The sequence below is a fragment of the Sulfitobacter sp. S223 genome (assembly GCF_025143825.1).
Taxonomy (GTDB): Bacteria; Pseudomonadota; Alphaproteobacteria; order Rhodobacterales; family Rhodobacteraceae; genus Sulfitobacter.
On record NZ_CP083560.1, the window covers coordinates 1214295 to 1232923 of the forward strand.

The 18629-nt window shown below is 57.9% G+C and carries 17 protein-coding genes; 14 read left to right on the forward strand and 3 right to left on the reverse strand.

Annotation, left to right across the window (positions count from 1 at the left end; translation table 11 throughout):
• Positions 1-137 precede the first annotated feature (137 nt).
• The 12 genes from K3757_RS05860 (at position 138) to K3757_RS05915 (ending at position 12843) form a co-directional block, all read left to right on the forward strand.
• Complete coding sequence (locus K3757_RS05860) at positions 138-1196, forward strand: bifunctional transcriptional activator/DNA repair enzyme AdaA (protein WP_260000073.1); 1059 nt, start codon at positions 138-140, stop codon at positions 1194-1196.
• A gap of 129 nt (positions 1197-1325) precedes the next feature.
• The gene (locus K3757_RS05865; RefSeq protein ID WP_260000075.1) at positions 1326-2579 is read left to right on the forward strand and encodes a sarcosine oxidase subunit beta family protein; all 1254 of its coding nucleotides are present in this window, start codon (positions 1326-1328) and stop codon (positions 2577-2579) included.
• A 14-nt stretch (positions 2580-2593) separates the two neighbouring features.
• Positions 2594-3034 carry a hypothetical protein gene (locus K3757_RS05870; protein ID WP_260000077.1) on the forward strand — a complete coding sequence of 147 codons (441 nt, stop codon included), beginning with the start codon at positions 2594-2596 and terminating at the stop codon, positions 3032-3034.
• The gene (locus tag K3757_RS05875; protein WP_260000079.1) at positions 3031-3306 is read left to right on the forward strand and encodes a sarcosine oxidase subunit delta; all 276 of its coding nucleotides are present in this window, start codon (positions 3031-3033) and stop codon (positions 3304-3306) included. The genes K3757_RS05870 and K3757_RS05875 overlap by 4 nt, the downstream gene beginning before the upstream one ends.
• On the forward strand, positions 3303-6227 hold the full coding sequence (locus K3757_RS05880) for a sarcosine oxidase subunit alpha family protein (protein ID WP_260000081.1): 2925 nt from the start codon (positions 3303-3305) through the stop codon (positions 6225-6227). Before K3757_RS05875 ends, K3757_RS05880 begins: the two co-directional genes overlap by 4 nt.
• A complete protein-coding gene (locus K3757_RS05885; protein WP_260000083.1) occupies positions 6220-6756 on the forward strand; it encodes a sarcosine oxidase subunit gamma in 537 nt (178 codons plus the stop codon). Before K3757_RS05880 ends, K3757_RS05885 begins: the two co-directional genes overlap by 8 nt.
• A gap of 33 nt (positions 6757-6789) precedes the next feature.
• Positions 6790-7092: a hypothetical protein gene (locus tag K3757_RS05890; RefSeq protein WP_260000085.1), complete on the forward strand. Its 303-nt coding sequence runs from the start codon at positions 6790-6792 to the stop codon at positions 7090-7092.
• Complete coding sequence (locus tag K3757_RS05895) at positions 7077-7568, forward strand: DMP19 family protein (protein ID WP_260000087.1); 492 nt, start codon at positions 7077-7079, stop codon at positions 7566-7568. Before K3757_RS05890 ends, K3757_RS05895 begins: the two co-directional genes overlap by 16 nt.
• A 51-nt stretch (positions 7569-7619) precedes the next feature.
• Positions 7620-9608 carry a DNA primase gene (gene dnaG / locus K3757_RS05900; RefSeq protein ID WP_260000089.1) on the forward strand — a complete coding sequence of 663 codons (1989 nt, stop codon included), beginning with the start codon at positions 7620-7622 and terminating at the stop codon, positions 9606-9608.
• A gap of 172 nt (positions 9609-9780) precedes the next feature.
• Positions 9781-11775, forward strand: a complete 1995-nt coding sequence (rpoD, locus tag K3757_RS05905) for an RNA polymerase sigma factor RpoD (RefSeq protein WP_260000091.1) — start codon at positions 9781-9783, stop codon at positions 11773-11775.
• 205 nt (positions 11776-11980) lie between these two features.
• Positions 11981-12403: a hypothetical protein gene (locus K3757_RS05910; protein ID WP_260000093.1), complete on the forward strand. Its 423-nt coding sequence runs from the start codon at positions 11981-11983 to the stop codon at positions 12401-12403.
• Between the two features lie 23 nt (positions 12404-12426).
• Positions 12427-12843, forward strand: a complete 417-nt coding sequence (locus K3757_RS05915; RefSeq protein ID WP_260000095.1) for a secondary thiamine-phosphate synthase enzyme YjbQ — start codon at positions 12427-12429, stop codon at positions 12841-12843.
• Here K3757_RS05915 and K3757_RS05920 read toward each other — a convergent pair.
• Positions 12840-13511 carry an SDR family oxidoreductase gene (locus K3757_RS05920; protein WP_260000097.1) on the reverse strand — a complete coding sequence of 224 codons (672 nt, stop codon included), beginning with the start codon at positions 13509-13511 and terminating at the stop codon, positions 12840-12842. The genes K3757_RS05915 and K3757_RS05920 overlap by 4 nt on opposite strands.
• Positions 13512-13701: 190 nt before the next feature.
• On the opposite strand from K3757_RS05920, the gene nrdR reads away from it, so the two are divergent.
• Both nrdR and ribD read left to right on the forward strand, forming a co-directional pair.
• Complete coding sequence (gene nrdR, locus K3757_RS05925; protein WP_260000099.1) at positions 13702-14169, forward strand: transcriptional regulator NrdR; 468 nt, start codon at positions 13702-13704, stop codon at positions 14167-14169.
• A 7-nt stretch (positions 14170-14176) separates the two neighbouring features.
• Positions 14177-15271, forward strand: a complete 1095-nt coding sequence (ribD, locus tag K3757_RS05930) for a bifunctional diaminohydroxyphosphoribosylaminopyrimidine deaminase/5-amino-6-(5-phosphoribosylamino)uracil reductase RibD (protein WP_260000102.1) — start codon at positions 14177-14179, stop codon at positions 15269-15271.
• On the opposite strand, the gene K3757_RS05935 is transcribed toward ribD, so the two are convergent.
• Together K3757_RS05935 and K3757_RS05940 are read right to left on the reverse strand one after the other, a co-directional pair.
• Entirely contained in the window at positions 15268-17298 is a 2031-nt protein-coding gene (locus tag K3757_RS05935) for a capsular polysaccharide biosynthesis protein (protein WP_260001195.1), read from the reverse strand. The two genes, ribD and K3757_RS05935, sit on opposite strands and share 4 nt — an antisense overlap.
• Positions 17299-17306: 8 nt before the next feature.
• Positions 17307-18437 (reverse strand): polysaccharide biosynthesis/export family protein, encoded by a 1131-nt coding sequence (locus K3757_RS05940; RefSeq protein WP_260000104.1) that lies wholly within the window; start codon positions 18435-18437, stop codon positions 17307-17309.
• Positions 18438-18629: the final 192 nt, after the last annotated feature.

Consider the following 18629-nt stretch of genomic DNA (forward strand, 5'->3'; position numbering starts at 1 on the left):
TTTTATAGGCATTAGTGTGATCGGCCCCAAAGGGTTCTGCAGCATCAGATCAAAGCCGCTTAAACCTTATCGAGGTTTATTGAATAGACGCCTGATTTGCGGCGGACAGAGCTTCGGCACGCGGGTAGGGTGTGGGCATGATGTTTGATTTGCCAGATGAAGAAACGCTCTATGCCGCATTATTGGCGCGCGATCCTGCATGGGACGGCCGTGCTTGGGTCGGGGTTTCGTCGACAGGCGTGTTTTGTCGGCTTACGTGCACTGCGCGCAAGCCCAATCCGCAAAACTGTACGTTCTATGACACGATAGGGGCGGCGATCGAAGCGGGGTATCGCGCCTGCAAGCGGTGTCACCCTTTGGCTCCGGCTGCGGAGTCTGACCCCTGTGTGAAAACTTTGCTTGCTGCGCTAGAGGCGGATTCCGAAAAGCGTTGGGGCGAAGCCGATGTCATTGCGTTGGGTTACGATCTGTCGACGGTGCGGCGGGCGTTCAAACGAAATTTTGACATGACTTTTCTTGAAATGGCGCGGCTGGCGCGCTTGCGCAGCGGCGCAGCAGAGCTGGTCGGCGGCGCGAAGGTGATCGAGGCGCAATTGGTGGCCGGATACAGTTCCGGTTCTGCCTTCCGGTCGGCCTTTGCTGCTTGGATGGGGCTGACGCCAGGTGCCTTTGTGCAGAATGCGGTTTTGCGGGCAGATTGGATTGAAACGCCTTTGGGGGCGATGGTGGCAGTTGCCTCAGAGAGCGCCTTGCATTTGCTGGAGTTCACAGAGAGGCGCGCGTTACCCGCAGAGCTGGCCGCACTCAGGCGGGATGCCAAGGGATCGCTTGGATTTGGCCGCTTTGCATCAACTGACCGGATCGAGCGGGAAATGAACGCATTCATGGCGGGTGATACAGCCGCGTTTGAAACGCCGCTGCGTCCGCTTGGTACGCCCTTCACCCAAAACGTTTGGCAGGCCTTGCGCGAAATCCCTGCAGGGCAGACCCGCAGCTATGGCGAGCTTGCCCGCTATATGGGGCGGCCGAACGCGACCCGCGCCGTAGCGCGCGCAAATGGGGCGAACCCCATTGCCATAGCTATTCCGTGCCACCGGGTGCTTGGGGCTGACGGCAGTCTGACCGGATATGGCGGCGGGCTGTGGCGCAAACAAAAGCTGATCGAGCTTGAGCGCGGGTTTGCCGCTGCCCGCTAGCTGAATTTATCAGCGGCAGGTTTATGCACCGCGGTGACCGGTGCCCAAATCAACCTCTGGCGTAATTTGGCGATTGCTAGGTAAGGGCAGGTTTGCCAGAGTGGACAGGAGTGTACACTGGGGGTCAGCATGCGGTTTTCGGGATGGCGTATTCTGCGCGAAGGGTTGAGCGGCAACAAGGGCTGGCAGCCTCATTGGCGCGATGCCGAACCGAAGGCCGAATATGATGCGATCATCATCGGCGGCGGCGGCCATGGACTTTCGACTGCGTATTATCTGGCCAAAGAACACGGCATGACAAATATCGCCGTGATTGAAAAAAGTTATTTGGGCGGCGGCAATGTTGGGCGCAACACGACCATCGTAAGGGCCAACTATTTCCTCGACGGCAATTCGCAATTTTACTCCCACTCGTTGAAGCTGTGGGAAGGGCTTGAACAGGAGCTGAACTATAATGTGATGCTCTCTCAGCGCGGGCAATTGATGCTGTGTCATTCGGATGGGCAGCGCGATGCCTATGCGCGGCGCGGAAATTCAATCATAGGGCAGGGGGATGATGCCGAACTGCTGGATGTGGAAGGTGTGCGCAAGATTGCCCCCTTCCTTGATTTCAAGAACACGCGGTTTCCGATTTATGGCGGGCTTTTGCAGCGCCGCTCTGGCACCGCGCGCCATGACGCGGTGGCGTGGGGCTACGCGCGCGGCGCGTCCGAGCGTGGCGTGGACCTTATACAGCAATGCGAGGTCACAGGCATTGACATAGAGAACGGCAAGGTGACCGGTGTGCAGACCACACGCGGTGCGATCCGTGCCAAAAAGGTAGGCATGGTTGTGGCGGGCCGCTCGTCCCAAGTGGCGGCAATGGCGGGCATGCGCCTGCCGATTGAAAGCCACGTTTTGCAGGCCTTCGTGACAGAGGGGCTGAAGCCGGTCATCGACAATGTGATCAGTTTCGGCATGGGGCACTTCTATATCAGCCAGTCGGACAAGGGCGGATTGGTCTTCGGCGGTGATCTGGATTTTTATGCCTCTTATGCCGCGCGGGGCAATCTTCCGATGGTCGAGCATGTGATGGAAGCAGGCATGACCCTGATGCCAATGATCGGCAAGGCAAAGGTGCTGCGGTCTTGGGGCGGGATAATGGATATGACGCCCGACGGCTCGCCCATCATCGACAAGACCGAGACAGAAGGTTTGTTCGTGAATTGCGGCTGGTGCTACGGCGGGTTCAAGGCTGTGCCGGGCTCTGGCAATTCGTTCGCGCATTTGATGGCAACGGGGCAGCACCATGCACCTGCGGCCAAATTCAGGCTGGACCGTTTCCGGACAGGTGCGGGATTGATGGATGAAGAGGGCACCGGCTCTCAACATAATTTGCACTGAGGGGATTTGGGCTGATGTATTTTATACGGAACGTACGCGCGAAAGCATGTCAGGCAGGGATCGGGATTTTCATGCTTGGCGCTTTGGCCGCCTGGGACCCTGTGCCTGCGGGGGACACTACGTGCCATTCTGCGGCCACCTGCGAGTTTATTGCCCTGACCGCCAAGCAGATGCGCAGCGATATTGGCGAAAACTATGGCCGTGGTGTGATCCTGCGTGATGCGCGTGCCGCGGGTCAAACGCTGGTGGTCGATGTGTCGCTGCCTCTTCCCGGTGCTGCGTTCAAAGAGCCGGTCGGTCAGCGCGCTATTGGAGTTTTCGGGGAAAACTTTGCTGGCAATTTCTGCGAAGGCGCGTTTTCGAATGACTTCTATAAGTTGGGGCGCGGTTTCTCTACGGATAATAAATTGGTGACCGATCAGGTGATCCGGTCCTGCGGGAGGCGAAAAGCGTGAGAATACCTTGCCCTTTGTGCGGTGTACGGGACCGGCGTGAGTTCTATTACAAGGGGGCCGCTGTTGCCCTTGCACGGCCCGCATTGGATGCGGGGGCGCAGGCGTGGGATGACTACGTGCATCTGCGTGAAAACCCCGCCGGACGCACCCGCGATTTGTGGCACCATGAGGCGGGCTGTGGCGCGTGGCTGGTCGTGACGCGCGATACGGTAACCCACGAGGTCCATGGGGCTGACTTGGTGTCAGATGTTGCGCAGGGGACAAGCACATGAGGGTCTCTGTCCGGAGTCTGGGCGCGCCCGTTGTGTTTCGCTTTGACGGTGAAAGCTATGAGGGGCGCGCGGGCGATACTGTCGCCTCGGCTTTGCTGGCCAATGGTGCGCGTTTGATGGGGCGCTCTTTTAAATACCACCGTCCGCGCGGTGTGTTGAGCGCGGGTTCGGAAGAGCCGAATGCGCTTGTTACAGTTGGGCGGGGTGCAGCGGCGGAGCCGAATGTGCGCGCCACTGTGCAGGAAATCTATGACGGGCTGGAGGTGTTCTCTCAATCCGCTTGGCCGTCGTTGCACTTTGACGCAATGGCGATGAACGATCTGGCGGCGCCGTTTCTGGGGGCTGGGTTCTATTACAAAACCTTCATGTGGCCCAAGGCGTTCTGGGAAAAGCTGTACGAGCCGATTATCCGCCGTGCTGCGGGCCTTGGTGCGCTGAGTGGTCAGCATAACCCCGACACCTATGACCGTGCCTTTGCGTTTTGTGATCTGCTGGTGGTCGGTGCCGGACCTACCGGATTGATGGCCGCGCGCGTCGCGGCCGAGGCGGGTTTGGACGTGATCCTGTGTGACGAAGATTCCGAGTTCGGCGGCCGGTTGCTGGCTGAGGTCGAGAATATAGATCACATGCCTGCGCAGGAATGGGTTGCCGAACAGGTGCGCAAACTTGCAGCGATGCCAAATGTGCGCCTGATGTCGCGCACAACTGTGACAGGCGTCTACGACGGTGGTGTATATGGCGCGTTGGAGCGAGTGACGCATCACATGCCCCGTACTGAGGCCCCTCTAGAGTGTTTTTGGCGGATAACAGCAGCACACACGATATTGGCAGCAGGCGCATTGGAACGCCCCATAGCGTTCCGGAACAATGACCGCCCCGGGATAATGACAGCAGGGGCTGTACGCGCATATCTCAACCGCTGGGGCGTTGTCCCCGCAAGAACAGTGGCGGTATTCGGCAATAACGATGATGCCCACCGCACGGCACATGATCTACACCACGCGGGCGTGATGGTTGTCGCGTTGATTGACAGCCGCGCAGACGCATCCGTGGAGGATGTGCCGTACCCGGTCTATTTGGGTGCACAGGTGTCCGACACGGTTGGTCGGCTGGGTCTGTCCAGTATCAAGGTTCGCACGGCCAGCGGTAAGGTCGAACATATCGCAGCAGAGTGTCTGGCGATGTCCGGAGGCTGGAACCCCACAGTGCATCTGACTTGCCACATGAATGGTCGCCCATCGTGGCGTGAGGATATCGCGGCATTTGTTCCCACAAAGGGCGCCGTGCCGAATTTGGAAGCGGCCGGTGCCTGTAACGGCACGTTCTCGACTGCGCGCTGTTTGGCCGAGGGTGCCGCCGCAGCGCAGCGTGTGATTAAGGCGCTGGACGGAAGGTCGGTGGAATTGGATATGCCCGATGCGGCGGATGCCCGATATAGGATATCGCCGCTCTGGGCAGTGGCCGGTAAAGGGCGGGCATGGCTTGATTTCCAGAACGATGTAACGGTGAAGGATATCAAGCAGGCCGCGACCGAGAACTTCCGCTCGGTCGAGCATATGAAGCGCTATACCACTCAAGGAATGGCGACCGATCAGGGCAAGAACTCTAACGTGGGGGCACTGGCTGTGTTGGCCGATGCCACAGGGCGGGGCATACAGCAGACAGGAACTACCACCTTCCGGCCCCCGTATTCTCCGGTCGCGATTGCGGCTCTTGGGGCAGGGGCGCAGGGCAAAGGTTTTGCGCCAGAGCGTTTCACAACATCACACGCACAATCCGTACAAATGGGCGCGCCGATGATCGAGGCGGGTCTATGGTACCGCCCCAGTTATTTCCCGCGCAAAGGCGAGGATACCTGGCGGCAGTCGTGTGATCGTGAGGTGGGTTATGTCCGGCGCACTGTGGGCGTTTGTGATGTTAGCACCCTGGGCAAGATCGATATTCAAGGCCCTGATGCGGCCAAGTTGCTGGATTTTGTGTACACGGGCATGTTCTCGACCCTGCGCGAAAATCGCGTGCGCTATGGGCTAATGCTGCGCGAAGATGGCACTGTAATGGATGACGGCACCTGCGCGCGACTGGGGCCAAACCACTATCTGATGACCACCACCACGGCTGCGGCGGGTGATGTTATGCGGCATCTGGAGTTTGTCACACAGGCCCTGCATCCTGAATGGGATGTGGTGTTTACTTCGGTGACAGAGCAATGGGCGCAGTTTGCCGTGGCAGGGCCAAAAGCGCGCAGCTTGTTGAACAAACTGTTAAATGATCCGGTGGACAACGACGCATTTCCTTTCATGGCTTGCGGCGCTGTGCGCGTAATGGGCGTGGATGCACGATTGTTCCGCATCTCCTTTTCGGGTGAGCATGCGTATGAACTGGCCGTGCCTGCGCGCTACGGTGCGGCATTGTTCGAGCGGCTGGTTGAGCGGGCCGAAGCGCTGGAAGGCGGCGCTTATGGTATGGAAGCGCTAAACGTGCTGCGCATTGAGAAGGGGCATATCACCCATGCAGAAATTCATGGCCGCGTGACGGCGTTTGATGTCTGCATGGAGCGGATGGTGTCTGACAAAAAGGATTGCGTGGGCAAGGTCATGGCCGCGCGCGATGGGTTGGTGGACCCGATGCGCGAAAGGCTGGTGGGCATGCGGCCTGTGAGCGCCGTCAAACAGCTGACAGCGGGAGCGCATATCTTTGAGGACGGTGCGGCCCATGTTCACGCCAATGATCAAGGCTATGTCACGTCGGTGTGCTATTCGCCGGACGTAGGAACCATGATCGGACTTGGCTTTGTCAAAGGGGGACCGGACCGGATGGGGGAGCGTATGGTGGTGCGCGACCACGTGCGCGATCTAACGCTAGAGGTCGAAATCTGTTCGCCTGTTTTTATTGATCCCGAAGGAGGACGCCTGCGTGGTTGAACTTGACGCAAAGAGCCCCTTTGACGGGCTGCTGCCGCTCCGTATCGGGGAATTGGATGTGACAGAGATGGAAGTCGGGCCCATCACCTCGGTGATGCCTTTTGCCGATACCTCAAAGGAGACGTTGGACCAGATGCTCGGCTTGTCGTTTCCTGCGCCGGGGCAGTCCACCGGTGATGGTACGCGGCGGTGTGTCTGGGTGGGACAGGGTGAGGCGCTGTTGATGGGGGATCGTCCCGAAACAGGGCAGGGTGCCTATGCCGCCTTGGTAGACCAGTCAGATGCGTGGGCCGTTGTATGCCTGCGGGGGGGGCGCGCGGATGATGCTTTGGCGCGTTTGGTGCCGGTGGATATGCGGCTGCGGGTTTTTCAGATTGGGGCCACTGCGCGCTCGCAGTTGGGCCATATGAATGCCAGCATCACCCGTATCAGCGAAGATGCCTTTATGATCGCGGTTTTCCGCTCAATGGCGCAAACGCTTGTTCACGATTTGCGGACCGCTCTGGAAGCTGTGGCCGCGCGGGGGTAAGCTGCGCGCAAATGTGATATTCTGGAGTATGTTATGATCCGTGTTTTAAGTGTTGTTGCCTGCGCCGCTCTGGCCGCCCCTGCGGTTGCTGCCACAGCAAAGGAAAAAGATTGTGGATATCAGGGCGACGTTGTGTCGGCCGTGCAGGGCGCACGTGTTGCACGTGTCAAAGAGCGTAAGGTCGCAGCTCATGTCGCCGATGCCGCGCCCGAATGGCCTGAGAAATACAATGCGGTGATCCCGTTGGTGACGCCGTGGGTTTACGGCCTGACCATGGCCGAGGTGAAATCGGCCGATCTGGGTGCTGCGTGGAAAGAGCAATGCCTCGCGCAATAGACATGCTCGGCTTACCACGACAGGGTGGCAAGCCAAGGCTTGCGCCCGACTATTTCGACAGGTTGTTGACAGATACTGATCCGGTCGATGCGGTCGCCGCGCTGAGCGCGTTCTGGCAGCCGCGGATTGATAGCAGAGCCGCGAGATTTGGCCTTAGTGTGGCTGAATACAACGTGCACCTGATCCTGATTTATACAGGGGAAATTGCTGACGGTGGCCACGCACAGTATTTTGTGAACAGAGGTGTCGCCTATGTGGATGATACTATTGCGGCACTAAATGCCGTAGGTCTGGAAACGCTTGGCGATGTGCTGGCGCAGGCCCAATCCATTCTGGCGGTAGCAGGGCGCGAGTTTGCCGATTGTGATGCTGCGGCGGATGAAAAACTGCCGGAGGTGGATGTCGTGTTACTGCGATACTGCCGCGCCCATAAAGACACCCTTTTGTTGCCTGAACGCGGACTTTTGCAGGGGTGAATTCGACGCGCGCTTCTGGACTCTGACCGCGCGCTGACCATATGGATAAGTATGAGTCTTCCACCCGGTTTCCTTGATGAATTGCGCACACGCTCCAGCCTCAGTCAGGTTGTCGGGCGCAAAGTCATGTGGGATGCGCGTAAGTCCAATCAAGGCAAGGGTGATATGTGGGCACCGTGCCCCTTCCATCAGGAAAAATCAGCCAGCTTCCATGTAGATGATCGCAAAGGGTTCTATTATTGCTTCGGCTGTCACGCCAAAGGCGATGCGATTTCTTTCGTGCGAGAGACGGAAAACGTCAGCTTTATGGAGGCGGTAGAAATTTTGGCCCGTGAGGCCGGGATGCCTATGCCGCAGCTTGATCCACGTGCGCAGGAGAAATCCGACAAGCGGACCGAACTTGCCGATGTGATGGAGCTGGCGGTCAAGTGGTTTCGCTTGCAGCTACGCACTGGCGGGGCGTCATCAGCGCGTGATTATCTGGAGCGGCGTGGTTTGCCTCAAGCGGTTTGTGACCGCTGGGAGATCGGGTTTGCGCCTGACAGCTGGCAAGGTCTCTGGGATGCGTTGAAGGGCAAGGACATCCCGGATGAATTGATCCTGGGTGCCGGACTGGCCAAACCGTCGAGCAAGGGCGGCAAGCCCTATGATACTTTCCGTGGTCGCATCATGTATCCGATCCGTGATGCGCGGGGACGCGCAATAGCCTTCGGTGGCCGCGCGATGGATCCTGACGATAAGGCGAAATACCTCAACTCGCCCGAGACAGAGCTGTTTGATAAGGGGCGCAGCCTTTATAACGTGCGGGATGCGCGGGTGGCAGCCGGCAAGGGACAACCATTGCTGGTGGCCGAAGGCTACATGGACGTGATTGCCCTAAGCGAGGCGGGATTTGGTGCTTCTGTTGCACCGCTGGGTACTGCAATTACCGAAAACCAGTTGGCGATGCTGTGGCGTATCAGTGATGAGCCGATTATCACGCTCGACGGGGACACCGCAGGCCAACGCGCAGCCTTGCGCCTGATTGATCTGGCCCTGCCGTTGCTTGAGGCTGGTCGCAGCCTGCGTTTTGCGATGATGCCGGAAGGACAGGATCCCGACGATCTTTTGAAATCGTCCGGCGCAGCGGCTGTTCAGACGCTGCTGGATGCAGCGGTCCCGATGGTACAGCTGCTGTGGCAACGCGAAACCGAGGGCAAGGTGTTTGACAGCCCCGAACGCAAGGCGGCGCTGGATAAATCCCTGCGCGAAAAGATCATGCTGATCAAAGACCCCAGCATCCGTAGTCACTACGGTCAGGCAATCAAGGACCTGCGCTGGGATCTGTTTCGCTCCAAATCAAGCGGCAAGGGGGGCGATAAAAGCTTTAGCCCGCGCAAGGAGCGGCAATCTGGCCAGCCATGGAACAGCCGTGCGCCGCAGGGCCCGTCGGCAGGGGCGAAGGCCTCTATGCTGGCCATTGCGGCCGATGCACGCGCAACCGACCACCTGCGCGAAGCTGTTATTCTCGCGGCCTGCATCAGTTGCCCCGATGTGGTCGAGCCGTTCGAGAGCGGGCTTGAAAGCATGGCCTGTCTGGATGGTGATCACGCCCGCCTGCGCGATCTGATTTTGCGCCATTCGCTGGATGGTGCTGACGTATTGCGCGGCAGAATTGAGGATGTTCTGGGGCCCGATACCCTTGAAAATCTGCTGTCCCAACGCCATGTCGCTATCACGCCGTGTATCCGCAAACCCGGTGATGCCGAGATGGCCAAAACGACAATCGCCGAGGAGCTTGCAAAGCTGGAAGCTGTGCGCGGGCTGATGGAAGAAGTGAAAGACGCCGCAGATGATCTGACAGGGGAGGCCGACGAAGGGCTAACATGGCGACTGGCTGAGGCGGCAAAAGCGGCTGATCGTGCGCAACGCACTGGTCAAGAAGACAAAGCGGAATATGTTATCGCCGACAATGGCGCGCGGTTGGACCGCGAGGAGGTAGCCAAGAGCCGCAGTTTCTTCGAGCAGATCGATTTTTCCAAAGGCGGGAAAAAGGGATAATGGTCGTGCTTTTAGGGGCGGGAACAGCCTTATTTGTGGCGCTGCGGTAACCAAATGAACGCATTTAGCGGAAATATAAGGATGCGGGTTTAAGAATCACCCCAAACCCCGCATGATTCGAAAAACCGAATCACCGCTAGGTGATTCGCTTAGGGACGTAGAGGAGCTCTTGATGGCTGCCAAAGACACCAACGAAGACGCCAAAAACGACGATCAGGATTCCGGCCATTCGCTGGATATGAGCCAGGCCGCCGTCAAGAAGATGATCGGGGAGGCCCGTGAAAAGGGCTATATTACCTACGATCAGCTCAACACTGTATTGCCGCCTGATCAGGTGTCTTCGGAACAGATCGAAGACGTGATGTCGATGCTTTCTGAGATGGGCATCAACATCATCGAAGACGAAGAAGCCGAAGAAGAAGAAGCCAAAGGCGGCACCGATCTGACGACGACCGAAGGCGCGCGTGAAATCACGCTCGGCTCTGGCACGTCAGAAAAGCTGGACCGCACAGACGATCCGGTCCGCATGTACTTGCGCGAAATGGGCAGCGTCGAACTGTTGAGCCGCGAAGGCGAGATCGCGATTGCGAAGCGCATCGAAGCGGGCCGCAACACGATGATCGCGGGGCTTTGCGAAAGCCCGCTTACCTTTCAGGCGATCACCATCTGGCGCGACGAATTGCTTTCCGAAGACATCCTGCTCCGCGATGTGATCGACCTTGAAGCGACCTTTGGCACCACGATGGGTGAAGAAGAGACAACGACCCCTGTTGTTCCCGTAGGTGGCGCACCTGCTGTTGCGGGGGCTAAGACCGAAGGTCAGCAAGAACTCGACGCAGACGGCAATCCGATCTCTAGCGATGATGACGATGATGAGGACGAGGACGAACAGGCCAATATGTCGCTCGCCGCGATGGAAGCCGCACTGAAGCCGCAGGTTCTTGAAGCGCTCGACATCATCGCAGACGACTATGTCAAATTGAGCGAAATGCAGGATAGCCGGATTTCTGCGACCTTGAACGAGGATGGAACATTCTCGGCCAAGAACGAAGAAGCATATCAAAAACTGCGCGCCGAGATCGTGTTGCTGGTGAATGATCTGCACCTGCACAACAACCGTATTGAAGCGCTGATCGACCAGCTTTACGGCATCAACCGCCGGATCATGCAGATCGACTCTGCCATGGTGAAATTGGCGGATCAGGCCCGCATTAACCGCAAGGAATTTGTGGACGCCTATCGCGGCTATGAGCTTGATCCAAACTGGATGGAGCGAATGGCAGAGAAAGCCGGCCGTGGCTGGCAGATGTTTATTGAACGTTCCTCTGACAAAGTAGAAGAGCTGCGCGCAGACATGGCGCAAGTCGGTCAGTACGTGGGTCTGGATATCTCTGAATTCCGCCGCATCGTTCAGCAGGTCCAGAAGGGCGAAAAAGAAGCCCGTCAGGCCAAGAAGGAAATGGTCGAGGCAAACCTGCGTTTGGTCATCTCGATCGCCAAGAAATATACCAACCGTGGTCTGCAATTCCTTGATCTGATTCAGGAAGGGAACATCGGCCTGATGAAGGCCGTGGATAAGTTCGAATATCGCCGCGGGTATAAATTCTCGACTTATGCCACTTGGTGGATCCGTCAGGCAATCACACGGTCCATTGCGGATCAGGCGCGCACCATCCGTATTCCTGTGCACATGATTGAAACGATCAACAAACTGGTTCGTACGGGTCGCCAGATGCTGCACGAAATCGGGCGCGAACCGACGCCGGAAGAATTGGCCGAAAAGCTGCAAATGCCGCTTGAGAAGGTTCGCAAGGTGATGAAAATCGCCAAAGAGCCGATCAGTCTTGAAACACCCATCGGCGATGAAGAAGACAGCCAGCTTGGCGATTTCATCGAGGATAAGAACGCCGTGCTGCCTTTGGACAGCGCCATTCAGGAAAACCTCAAGGAAACCACAACGCGTGTTCTGGCCAGCCTGACACCGCGCGAAGAACGTGTGCTGCGGATGCGTTTTGGTATCGGCATGAATACCGACCATACCCTCGAAGAGGTTGGTCAGCAGTTCAGTGTTACGCGCGAGCGTATCCGCCAGATCGAAGCCAAAGCGCTGCGTAAGCTCAAGCATCCGTCACGCTCACGCAAGTTGCGCAGCTTCCTCGACCAGTAAGACCTGCGGGCTTTCCCGTTTTTTTAGCCCCGTCCGAGCATTTGCTTCGGGCGGGGCTTTTTCGTTTTCAAACCAATGTTTTAAAACGAAATACTGTTTCCGCTGGTTGGCACCTGAAGCGGGAAATGAGCCGTAATCACCAGTCTTTGATTTGGATTTTACAGCTTCGATCCTATCTTTAAGGGACACCAAAAGGAGAAACCCGATGCGCCCAACGATCCTAGCTGCTCTTGTTGCCCTCGCCGTGCCCGTTGCGGCACAGTCTCAAACCTACCGTGCCATAAATTATCTTGATGTCGTGCCTCTTACCTCCACCACTTTTGAGGTGATTGAGTCGGACGGAAAGGGAGCGCGCGGCATCTGGTGTGCCGCTGCTGATTATGCTGAACGCAAATTGAGGTACTACGGCCGTATCTACATCAGTGAAGGCCGCGCGCCTTCGCGCAGCTATCCGGGCCGAAAATCCGTAATTTTCACAACTGACGTCAACAGCCTGACGCAAGAGCCGACCACATCACTCACGTTGAGCACAACGCGCGTCGGTGTCGGCTTGCCAGCCAATCACGCTATCCAGTTTTGCCGCCCAGCCGACTACGACCTCGGCGAACTGATGCTCCGTCGTAAATAAAGTCGGACGGCCTTCGCCCCGTGATGCAAACCAGATTTGAAATAGCTACGCGCGGGCAGGGGCTGTATGAGGTCACCTGCCCCATCGCCACGTGGCTGAATGGTTCGGGTGACGGGCTGCTTACGTTGCTTGTTAGGCATACGTCAGCGTCACTCCTGATACAGGAGAATGCCGATCCTGATGTGCAACGCGATCTTCTTGCCTATTTTTCGCGGCTTGTCCCACGTGGTGATGCGCCGGAAATGACCTATCTGTCACATACCCTTGAAGGGCCGGACGATATGCCTGCCCACATAAAGGCTGCCATGCTGCCTGTCAGTCTGAGCATCCCCATACAGCAAGGGCGCATGGTCTTGGGAACTTGGCAGGGTATTTATCTGTTCGAGCATCGGGATGCGCCGCACACCCGACAGGTGGCGGCGCATTTTCGCGCGGATTAATTCGTCGGCGCGATGTAGATTTCCCTGACGTTCGCACGTTGCGGAGCATTCATCGCGTAGACAATTGCCTCTGCCACGTCCTCAGGTTGGAGCTTGTCCGGTTTGGGGCTGTCAAAGAACGCGGTGTCTACCATGCCCGGTGATACGACCATGCAGCGCCCGCCCCATTCTGCCATTTCCTGTGCCAGATTCCCCGCGAATCCGTGAATGAACCATTTGGTTGCGCCGTAAACGGACCCTTTCAGGTGATTGCGTCCAGCCATCGAACCTGTGACCAGAAACTGACCTTTCACTGGCTTGAGGTGCGGCATGGCAGCGTGTGCCGTGTAAAGCGCGCCTTTGATGTTCAGATCGACCATTCCATCCCAGTCGTCTGGATGGCCCTCTTCTACGCCCGCTCCGGATGTCCCCCGTCCGGCGTTTGCAAAGACTGCATCAATGCTGCCGAATTTATCCTTGAGCTTGTCCATCGCTGTCTTTTGCTCTTCCAGCTTGGTGGCATCGCCCGTCAACACCAGCGCCTGATCGCCGATCTCGTCTGCCAGCTTTTGCAGCTTTTCCTCGCTGCGCGCAAAAAGGCCTACGTTCCAGCCCGCCTTTGCGACGGCTATCGCTGTTGCTGCGCCGATGCCACTTGAGGCGCCCGTGATGAAGACTGTCTTGGTCATGATGTTAATCCTTTTCTGTCGTTGCGTTGCAAATCAAACGCATCAGACCTGAAAAGGGTCCATTCGATCACACCCATCATCTTGGGTTGAAAATCTGGACTACCCAAAACCTTGGGGGTGGCGTATACCTGTGGATAAGTGGGGCGGTGATCCCACAAAAGAGGCGGATCAAGAATAAGGGGACAAGCCAATGCGCTGCCCGTTTTGCGGAAATATCGACACTCAAGTCAAAGACAGTCGGCCAGCGGAGGATCACGTGTCGATCCGCCGTCGCCGGTTTTGCCCTGCCTGCGGCGGGCGCTTCACAACCTATGAACGCGTGCAACTACGTGATCTGGTGGTGATCAAGACGTCCGGCAAGCGCGAAGATTTTGATCGCGACAAGCTGGAGCGCTCCATTCGCATCTCCATGCAAAAGCGCCCGATCGAACCCGAGCGGATTGACCAGATGATCAGTGGCATTGTTCGGCGGCTGGAAAGCATGGGCGAGACAGACATCGGCTCCAAGCAGATCGGTGAGATCGTGATGGAGGCACTGGCGCGGATCGATACCGTTGCCTATGTGCGGTTTGCCAGCGTTTATAAAAACTTCCAAGCGGCAGATGACTTTGACAAGTTCGTTCAGGAACTGCGGCCCGATACGCCACCCGAAGGCTGAGCTTCAGGTGAATGATAATCGCTATATGGCGCTTGCGCTGTCCCTGGGGCGGCGCGGGCAAGGCAATACATGGCCCAACCCCGCGGTGGGCTGTGTGATTGTGAACGACGGTCGTATTGTCGGGCGCGGTTGGACTGCGCCCACAGGGCGGCCCCATGCAGAACCTCAGGCGCTGGCACAGGCAGGCGATGCCGCGCGTGGTGCCACAGCCTACGTCACGCTGGAACCATGTTCCCATCAAGGTCAGACACCGCCCTGTGCCCAAGCATTGATTGATGCTGGGTTGGCACGCGTTATTGTCGCATTGCAAGACAGTGATGATCGTGTGTCGGGGCGAGGTCTTGAGATGCTGAGTGCTGCAGGTATCACGGTTGAAACTGGCGTTCTTTACAATGAAGCGCTGCGGGATCATCAAGGATTCCTCAGCCGTGTGGAGCAGGGGCGTCCAATGTTGACGCTGAAACTGGCAGCATCCTTTGACGGCCGGATTGCGACCGCGACAGGGGAAAGCCAGTGGATTACCCAAGCACCTGCGCGGCGGGTGGTTCATGCCATGCGCAGTCGCCATGACGCAGTGATGATCGGCGGCGGTACGGCCCGCGCAGATGATCCTTCGCTTACAGTGCGGGAAATGGGCGTCAAACGACAGCCCGCGCGCGTTGTTGTTTCGCGGCGGCTGGATATTCCTCTCAACAGCAAGCTGGGCCAGACCGCGCATGAGGTGCCGTTGATTTTGTGCCACGGGGCGGACGCACCTCAGGCATTGATTGAGGCGTGGCAAGGCATGGGGGCGGTATTGCTGTCCTGCGCTGTGCGCGGCGGTCAGATGGATATGGCTGACGTCATGCAACGCTTGGGTGGTTATGGTCTGACACGCATATTTTCCGAAGGGGGCTCGGCCGTGGCAGCGAGCCTGTTGCAAGCTGACCTTGTGGATCATCTGGTCGGGTTTTCCGCAGGTGTCGTGATTGGCGCTGAAGGCTTGCCGGGCATCGGCGCAATGGGTTTGTCCCGCTTAGCGGCTGCACCGCGATTTGATTTGGTCAAAACTCAGGTGGTAGGTCCTGACATCCTGCACCATTGGGTGCGCAACCACGACTAACGGCGCTTGCGCCACAGATGCGCATAGCTAGCGAAATGCCCCTGCACCTTTGAAACGATCCAGTTGATACGCCCGCGCTGCGGGATATCTCCAGTGCTCAACCGCTCTACGGCCACTTCTACCGGGCAGGGCAGTCCTGTTTTGGGGTCAAAATAGCGCGGATAGTCAATCAGAGTGGCATGCACTAACCCTTCCAATGTCGGGGTGGCCCGACGGCGGGGCGGCACATCTGACATGTCCCGCGTAAGCCCCCAGCCTGCATAGAATGGTGCGCCATAGGTGGTTACAGGCAGCCCCCTTAGCAGCGCCTCGAAACCCATAAGGGATGTCATGGTATGGACTTCATGTACCTGCGCCAGCAGGGTCGCAGGATCAGTATCCGTCACAATTAGATTGGCAAGTTCCGGATTGGTAAGCGCACCCTCACGCAGACCTGCTTCTACATCTGGGTGGGGTTTAAACAGAATTATTGCGTTTGGATGAGCTGCGCGGACGGCATCCAGCAACGCTTGGTTAGAGGTGATATCGCTTGTCCCTGTTCGGATAGAGGCGTCATCAGCGACCTGTCCACAGACAAGGATACGGTGCCCATCGGGCAAGCTCCGGGGGGCTGCACCGGTGTTGTATTTGCTAATACCGGCGTCTGTCAGGCTGCGGATCAGGCGCGCTGCGCGCAATTCCTGATCCGGTCGCAGCTGTGAACGTATTTCAATCCATTTCTCAAGGCGCGAGGGGCGGCTTGGGTCGTAATAAATTCCCAGATCATCGCTGACCAACGACACTGGAGGGACAAGCGCAGCACCCAATCCGCGTGATCGGATAAAGCCGTCCTCGACATAGGTCATCGCGCTGGAAATGTTGTCCGCTTTTCCGGCCCAGACCATTTGTGGGCGATCTGAAATGTCGGCAGGTGCATCGCCAAAAGTCACCGGCAAGCGACTGCCGTAGAATTTCTGCAAATGAGGCCGTTTCCACAGGCTCATCCCTGCCGCGTGCCAGCCACGGCGGTCTTCTCGCCAACAGCGGGTCTGCGCCTCTAGCGTATCAATGACGGTCTCTAATTCGCAGAGCGTGTCGTGGTAGGGGTCATACCAGCGAGGATAAAGGATCATCGCGGCTGCAAACAGTTGTGCGCGGGTCAGCGTGCGCTGGCGGCGCTGAACTTCGAATGCATCGGTTGTCAGGCCCCAACCGGCATAGAACGGCTGGCCAAACACGCGCGGCTTATGGCCTGCGAAAATCGCCTCGAAGCCCAGGCCGGACGATACGGTGTAGACGGCGCGTGCGCCCTCAAACAAGGTGTAGGGGCTGATCGGATCGGTGAAGAACGCAATGCGATCATTCAAGTCGCTGTCGCGGAAATAGCCATTGCGATGACCTGCGGCAGTCTCGGGGTGGGTCTTGATAAATATTTGCGCGCCGGGGTGCTCTTCTTGCGCATAATACAGCATTTCGAGAAATCGCGTACGGTCCGCACCCGAGGCGATAACTGATGCATCGCCTTCTGTCTGGTCGATGACCACGACATAGCCGGGCGGCGGTGCGGGCGTGTCCAGCGGAATGGCAGCGTATTTGCTGAGATGGGCTTCTGCGATCCGCGCGATGCAGGCGCGTGCGCGGTTCAGCAAAGCTGTGTCGTCCAACGGATGCGTCGCCAGCAGCACTTCGAGATCCGAAGGTCTGGTAGGGTCGAAATGCACGCCGAGGTGATCAATCACAAGGCCCAGCGGCGGCTCTCCGTCGCGACCGGGAAAGAGAGAGCGTAGCGCTGCGTCTTCTATCCGCACGACCGGGGCGTCGCGCGCTTCGGCGACACCTTCGCCACGGTGGGCGGTGGGGGAGTTCCCCCACACGGCCACGGCGTCATTCGGCTCTGATGGCAGCCCGATGTGGATGGAATAGCCGGACAGCTGCAGGATGCGGCGGATACGCCCTTGGGTCAGGAAGCCGCCATTATACACAAAAAGCCGCCGGTCCTTTTCAGAACCGGCGGCTGTGGTGTTGTATGTTTCAGGTCCAAGGCCCATCGTCTGCCTTAGGGGCTGGTCAGGGCCGTGATACCGGCGGCGGAGCTTGCCGTGCCCGTGATCGCGCTGATGACCTTGCTCCATTGGGTGAACGGTGCTTCCGTCACATAAAGTGTATCGCCATCCCGGATCACGAAATCACGGGCCATGAACATGCCGTTCGGCTCTGTGAGGTTGAGCACATAGACCAGACGTTGTGCGCCTTGCAGGTCGTTTCTGCCCAAAACTTGTTCGGCCACTTCCTCAGGCTCGTTACGGAGCACAAATACGCCCGTCGGATCAGCAGAGGAGGCGAGCAGGCCGCCAACTTGTGCAATCGCTTCGATGGCAGAAAGGTTTTGCGTCTCGAATGCGACGCGGGCTTGGGAACCTGTCGCACCAAGAGCGGTGAAGGACCGCGTATCCTGTTCCACCAGAATTTTGTCCCCACCGCGCAGGGCGATATCGAGTTCCGGGTGTCTGTACAGGTCTTCGAACCAGATTTTGCCGCGTGCACTGCCACGAATGATCGTGATTTGCGCGATCTCGGGTTCGATGGTGATGCCGCCGGACCGTGCAAGCATGGTCGCAAGGGTGCGTGTTGGACGCTCAATCGGGTAGACGCCCTGACCACCGACTGCCCCCACCAACGAGACGGTCGATCCGTCGCCGGCTGCGCGTCGGACCTCAACCTGTGGGTCAGGCGTTTGATCTGCCAGCTTACCTGTGATGATGCGGCGGATCGCTTCGGGTGAATTGCCCGCCGCTTTTATCCGACCGGCATAAGGGATGAAGATGAAGCCAGCGCCGTCCACCTGTACTTCTTCCAGCGTAGCCGGGGCACCTTCGACACCCAGAAGGCTATCATCGACGTTCTCATAGATGGTGATGCCAAGCACGTCGCCGGCCCGAATTGTATCGGAGCCCAGCGTGCCTGCATTTTTGAATTCAGACGAGAAGCCAAGCGCGGGCACAACAGCTGTCGCCCGTGTTACACGGTCATTGACCGACACGATAAAGGCGTCGCCTTCACGTTGTACAGAGCCTGCGAAGATCTGGCGCTTGTTAGGGCCAACCTGCGGCAATCCGCAGGATACCAGTACGGAACAAGCCGCAATGACTGCGATGGGGTGTGCCCACCGGATGCTAAGGGTTTTCACTGCCCGGTCTCCTCGACCTATTTTCTGCCTCAAGATCGCCGATTAATTCGACGTATTGGATCGGAGCGTAGCCGAGTTATCTGTGAAAATCTACTCGGGCGTGCCCGACATTGCGGGAGAGGGCCAGGATGTGTGGCATTGCTGCCGCGATATAGGTTGATCTTTGATAGGAAGCACAAGGGGTTGTGGCTG

Bases quoted from the DNA above. Each gene is read 5' to 3' on its own strand.
- K3757_RS05870 (WP_260000077.1), top strand. From the start codon at position 2,594: ATGTATTTTATACGGAACGTACGCGCGAAAGCATGTCAGGCAGGGATC.
- K3757_RS05865 (WP_260000075.1), top strand. From the start codon at position 1,326: ATGCGGTTTTCGGGATGGCGTATTCTGCGCGAAGGGTTGAGCGGCAAC.
- K3757_RS05920 (WP_260000097.1), bottom strand. From the start codon at position 13,511: ATGACCAAGACAGTCTTCATCACGGGCGCCTCAAGTGGCATCGGCGCA.
- K3757_RS05860 (WP_260000073.1), top strand. From the start codon at position 138: ATGATGTTTGATTTGCCAGATGAAGAAACGCTCTATGCCGCATTATTG.
- K3757_RS05895 (WP_260000087.1), top strand. From the start codon at position 7,077: ATGCCTCGCGCAATAGACATGCTCGGCTTACCACGACAGGGTGGCAAG.
- rpoD (WP_260000091.1), top strand. From the start codon at position 9,781: ATGGCTGCCAAAGACACCAACGAAGACGCCAAAAACGACGATCAGGAT.
- K3757_RS05890 (WP_260000085.1), top strand. From the start codon at position 6,790: ATGATCCGTGTTTTAAGTGTTGTTGCCTGCGCCGCTCTGGCCGCCCCT.
- K3757_RS05880 (WP_260000081.1), top strand. From the start codon at position 3,303: ATGAGGGTCTCTGTCCGGAGTCTGGGCGCGCCCGTTGTGTTTCGCTTT.
- K3757_RS05910 (WP_260000093.1), top strand. From the start codon at position 11,981: ATGCGCCCAACGATCCTAGCTGCTCTTGTTGCCCTCGCCGTGCCCGTT.
- nrdR (WP_260000099.1), top strand. From the start codon at position 13,702: ATGCGCTGCCCGTTTTGCGGAAATATCGACACTCAAGTCAAAGACAGT.
- K3757_RS05915 (WP_260000095.1), top strand. From the start codon at position 12,427: ATGCAAACCAGATTTGAAATAGCTACGCGCGGGCAGGGGCTGTATGAG.
- K3757_RS05935 (WP_260001195.1), bottom strand. From the start codon at position 17,298: ATGGGCCTTGGACCTGAAACATACAACACCACAGCCGCCGGTTCTGAA.
- dnaG (WP_260000089.1), top strand. From the start codon at position 7,620: ATGAGTCTTCCACCCGGTTTCCTTGATGAATTGCGCACACGCTCCAGC.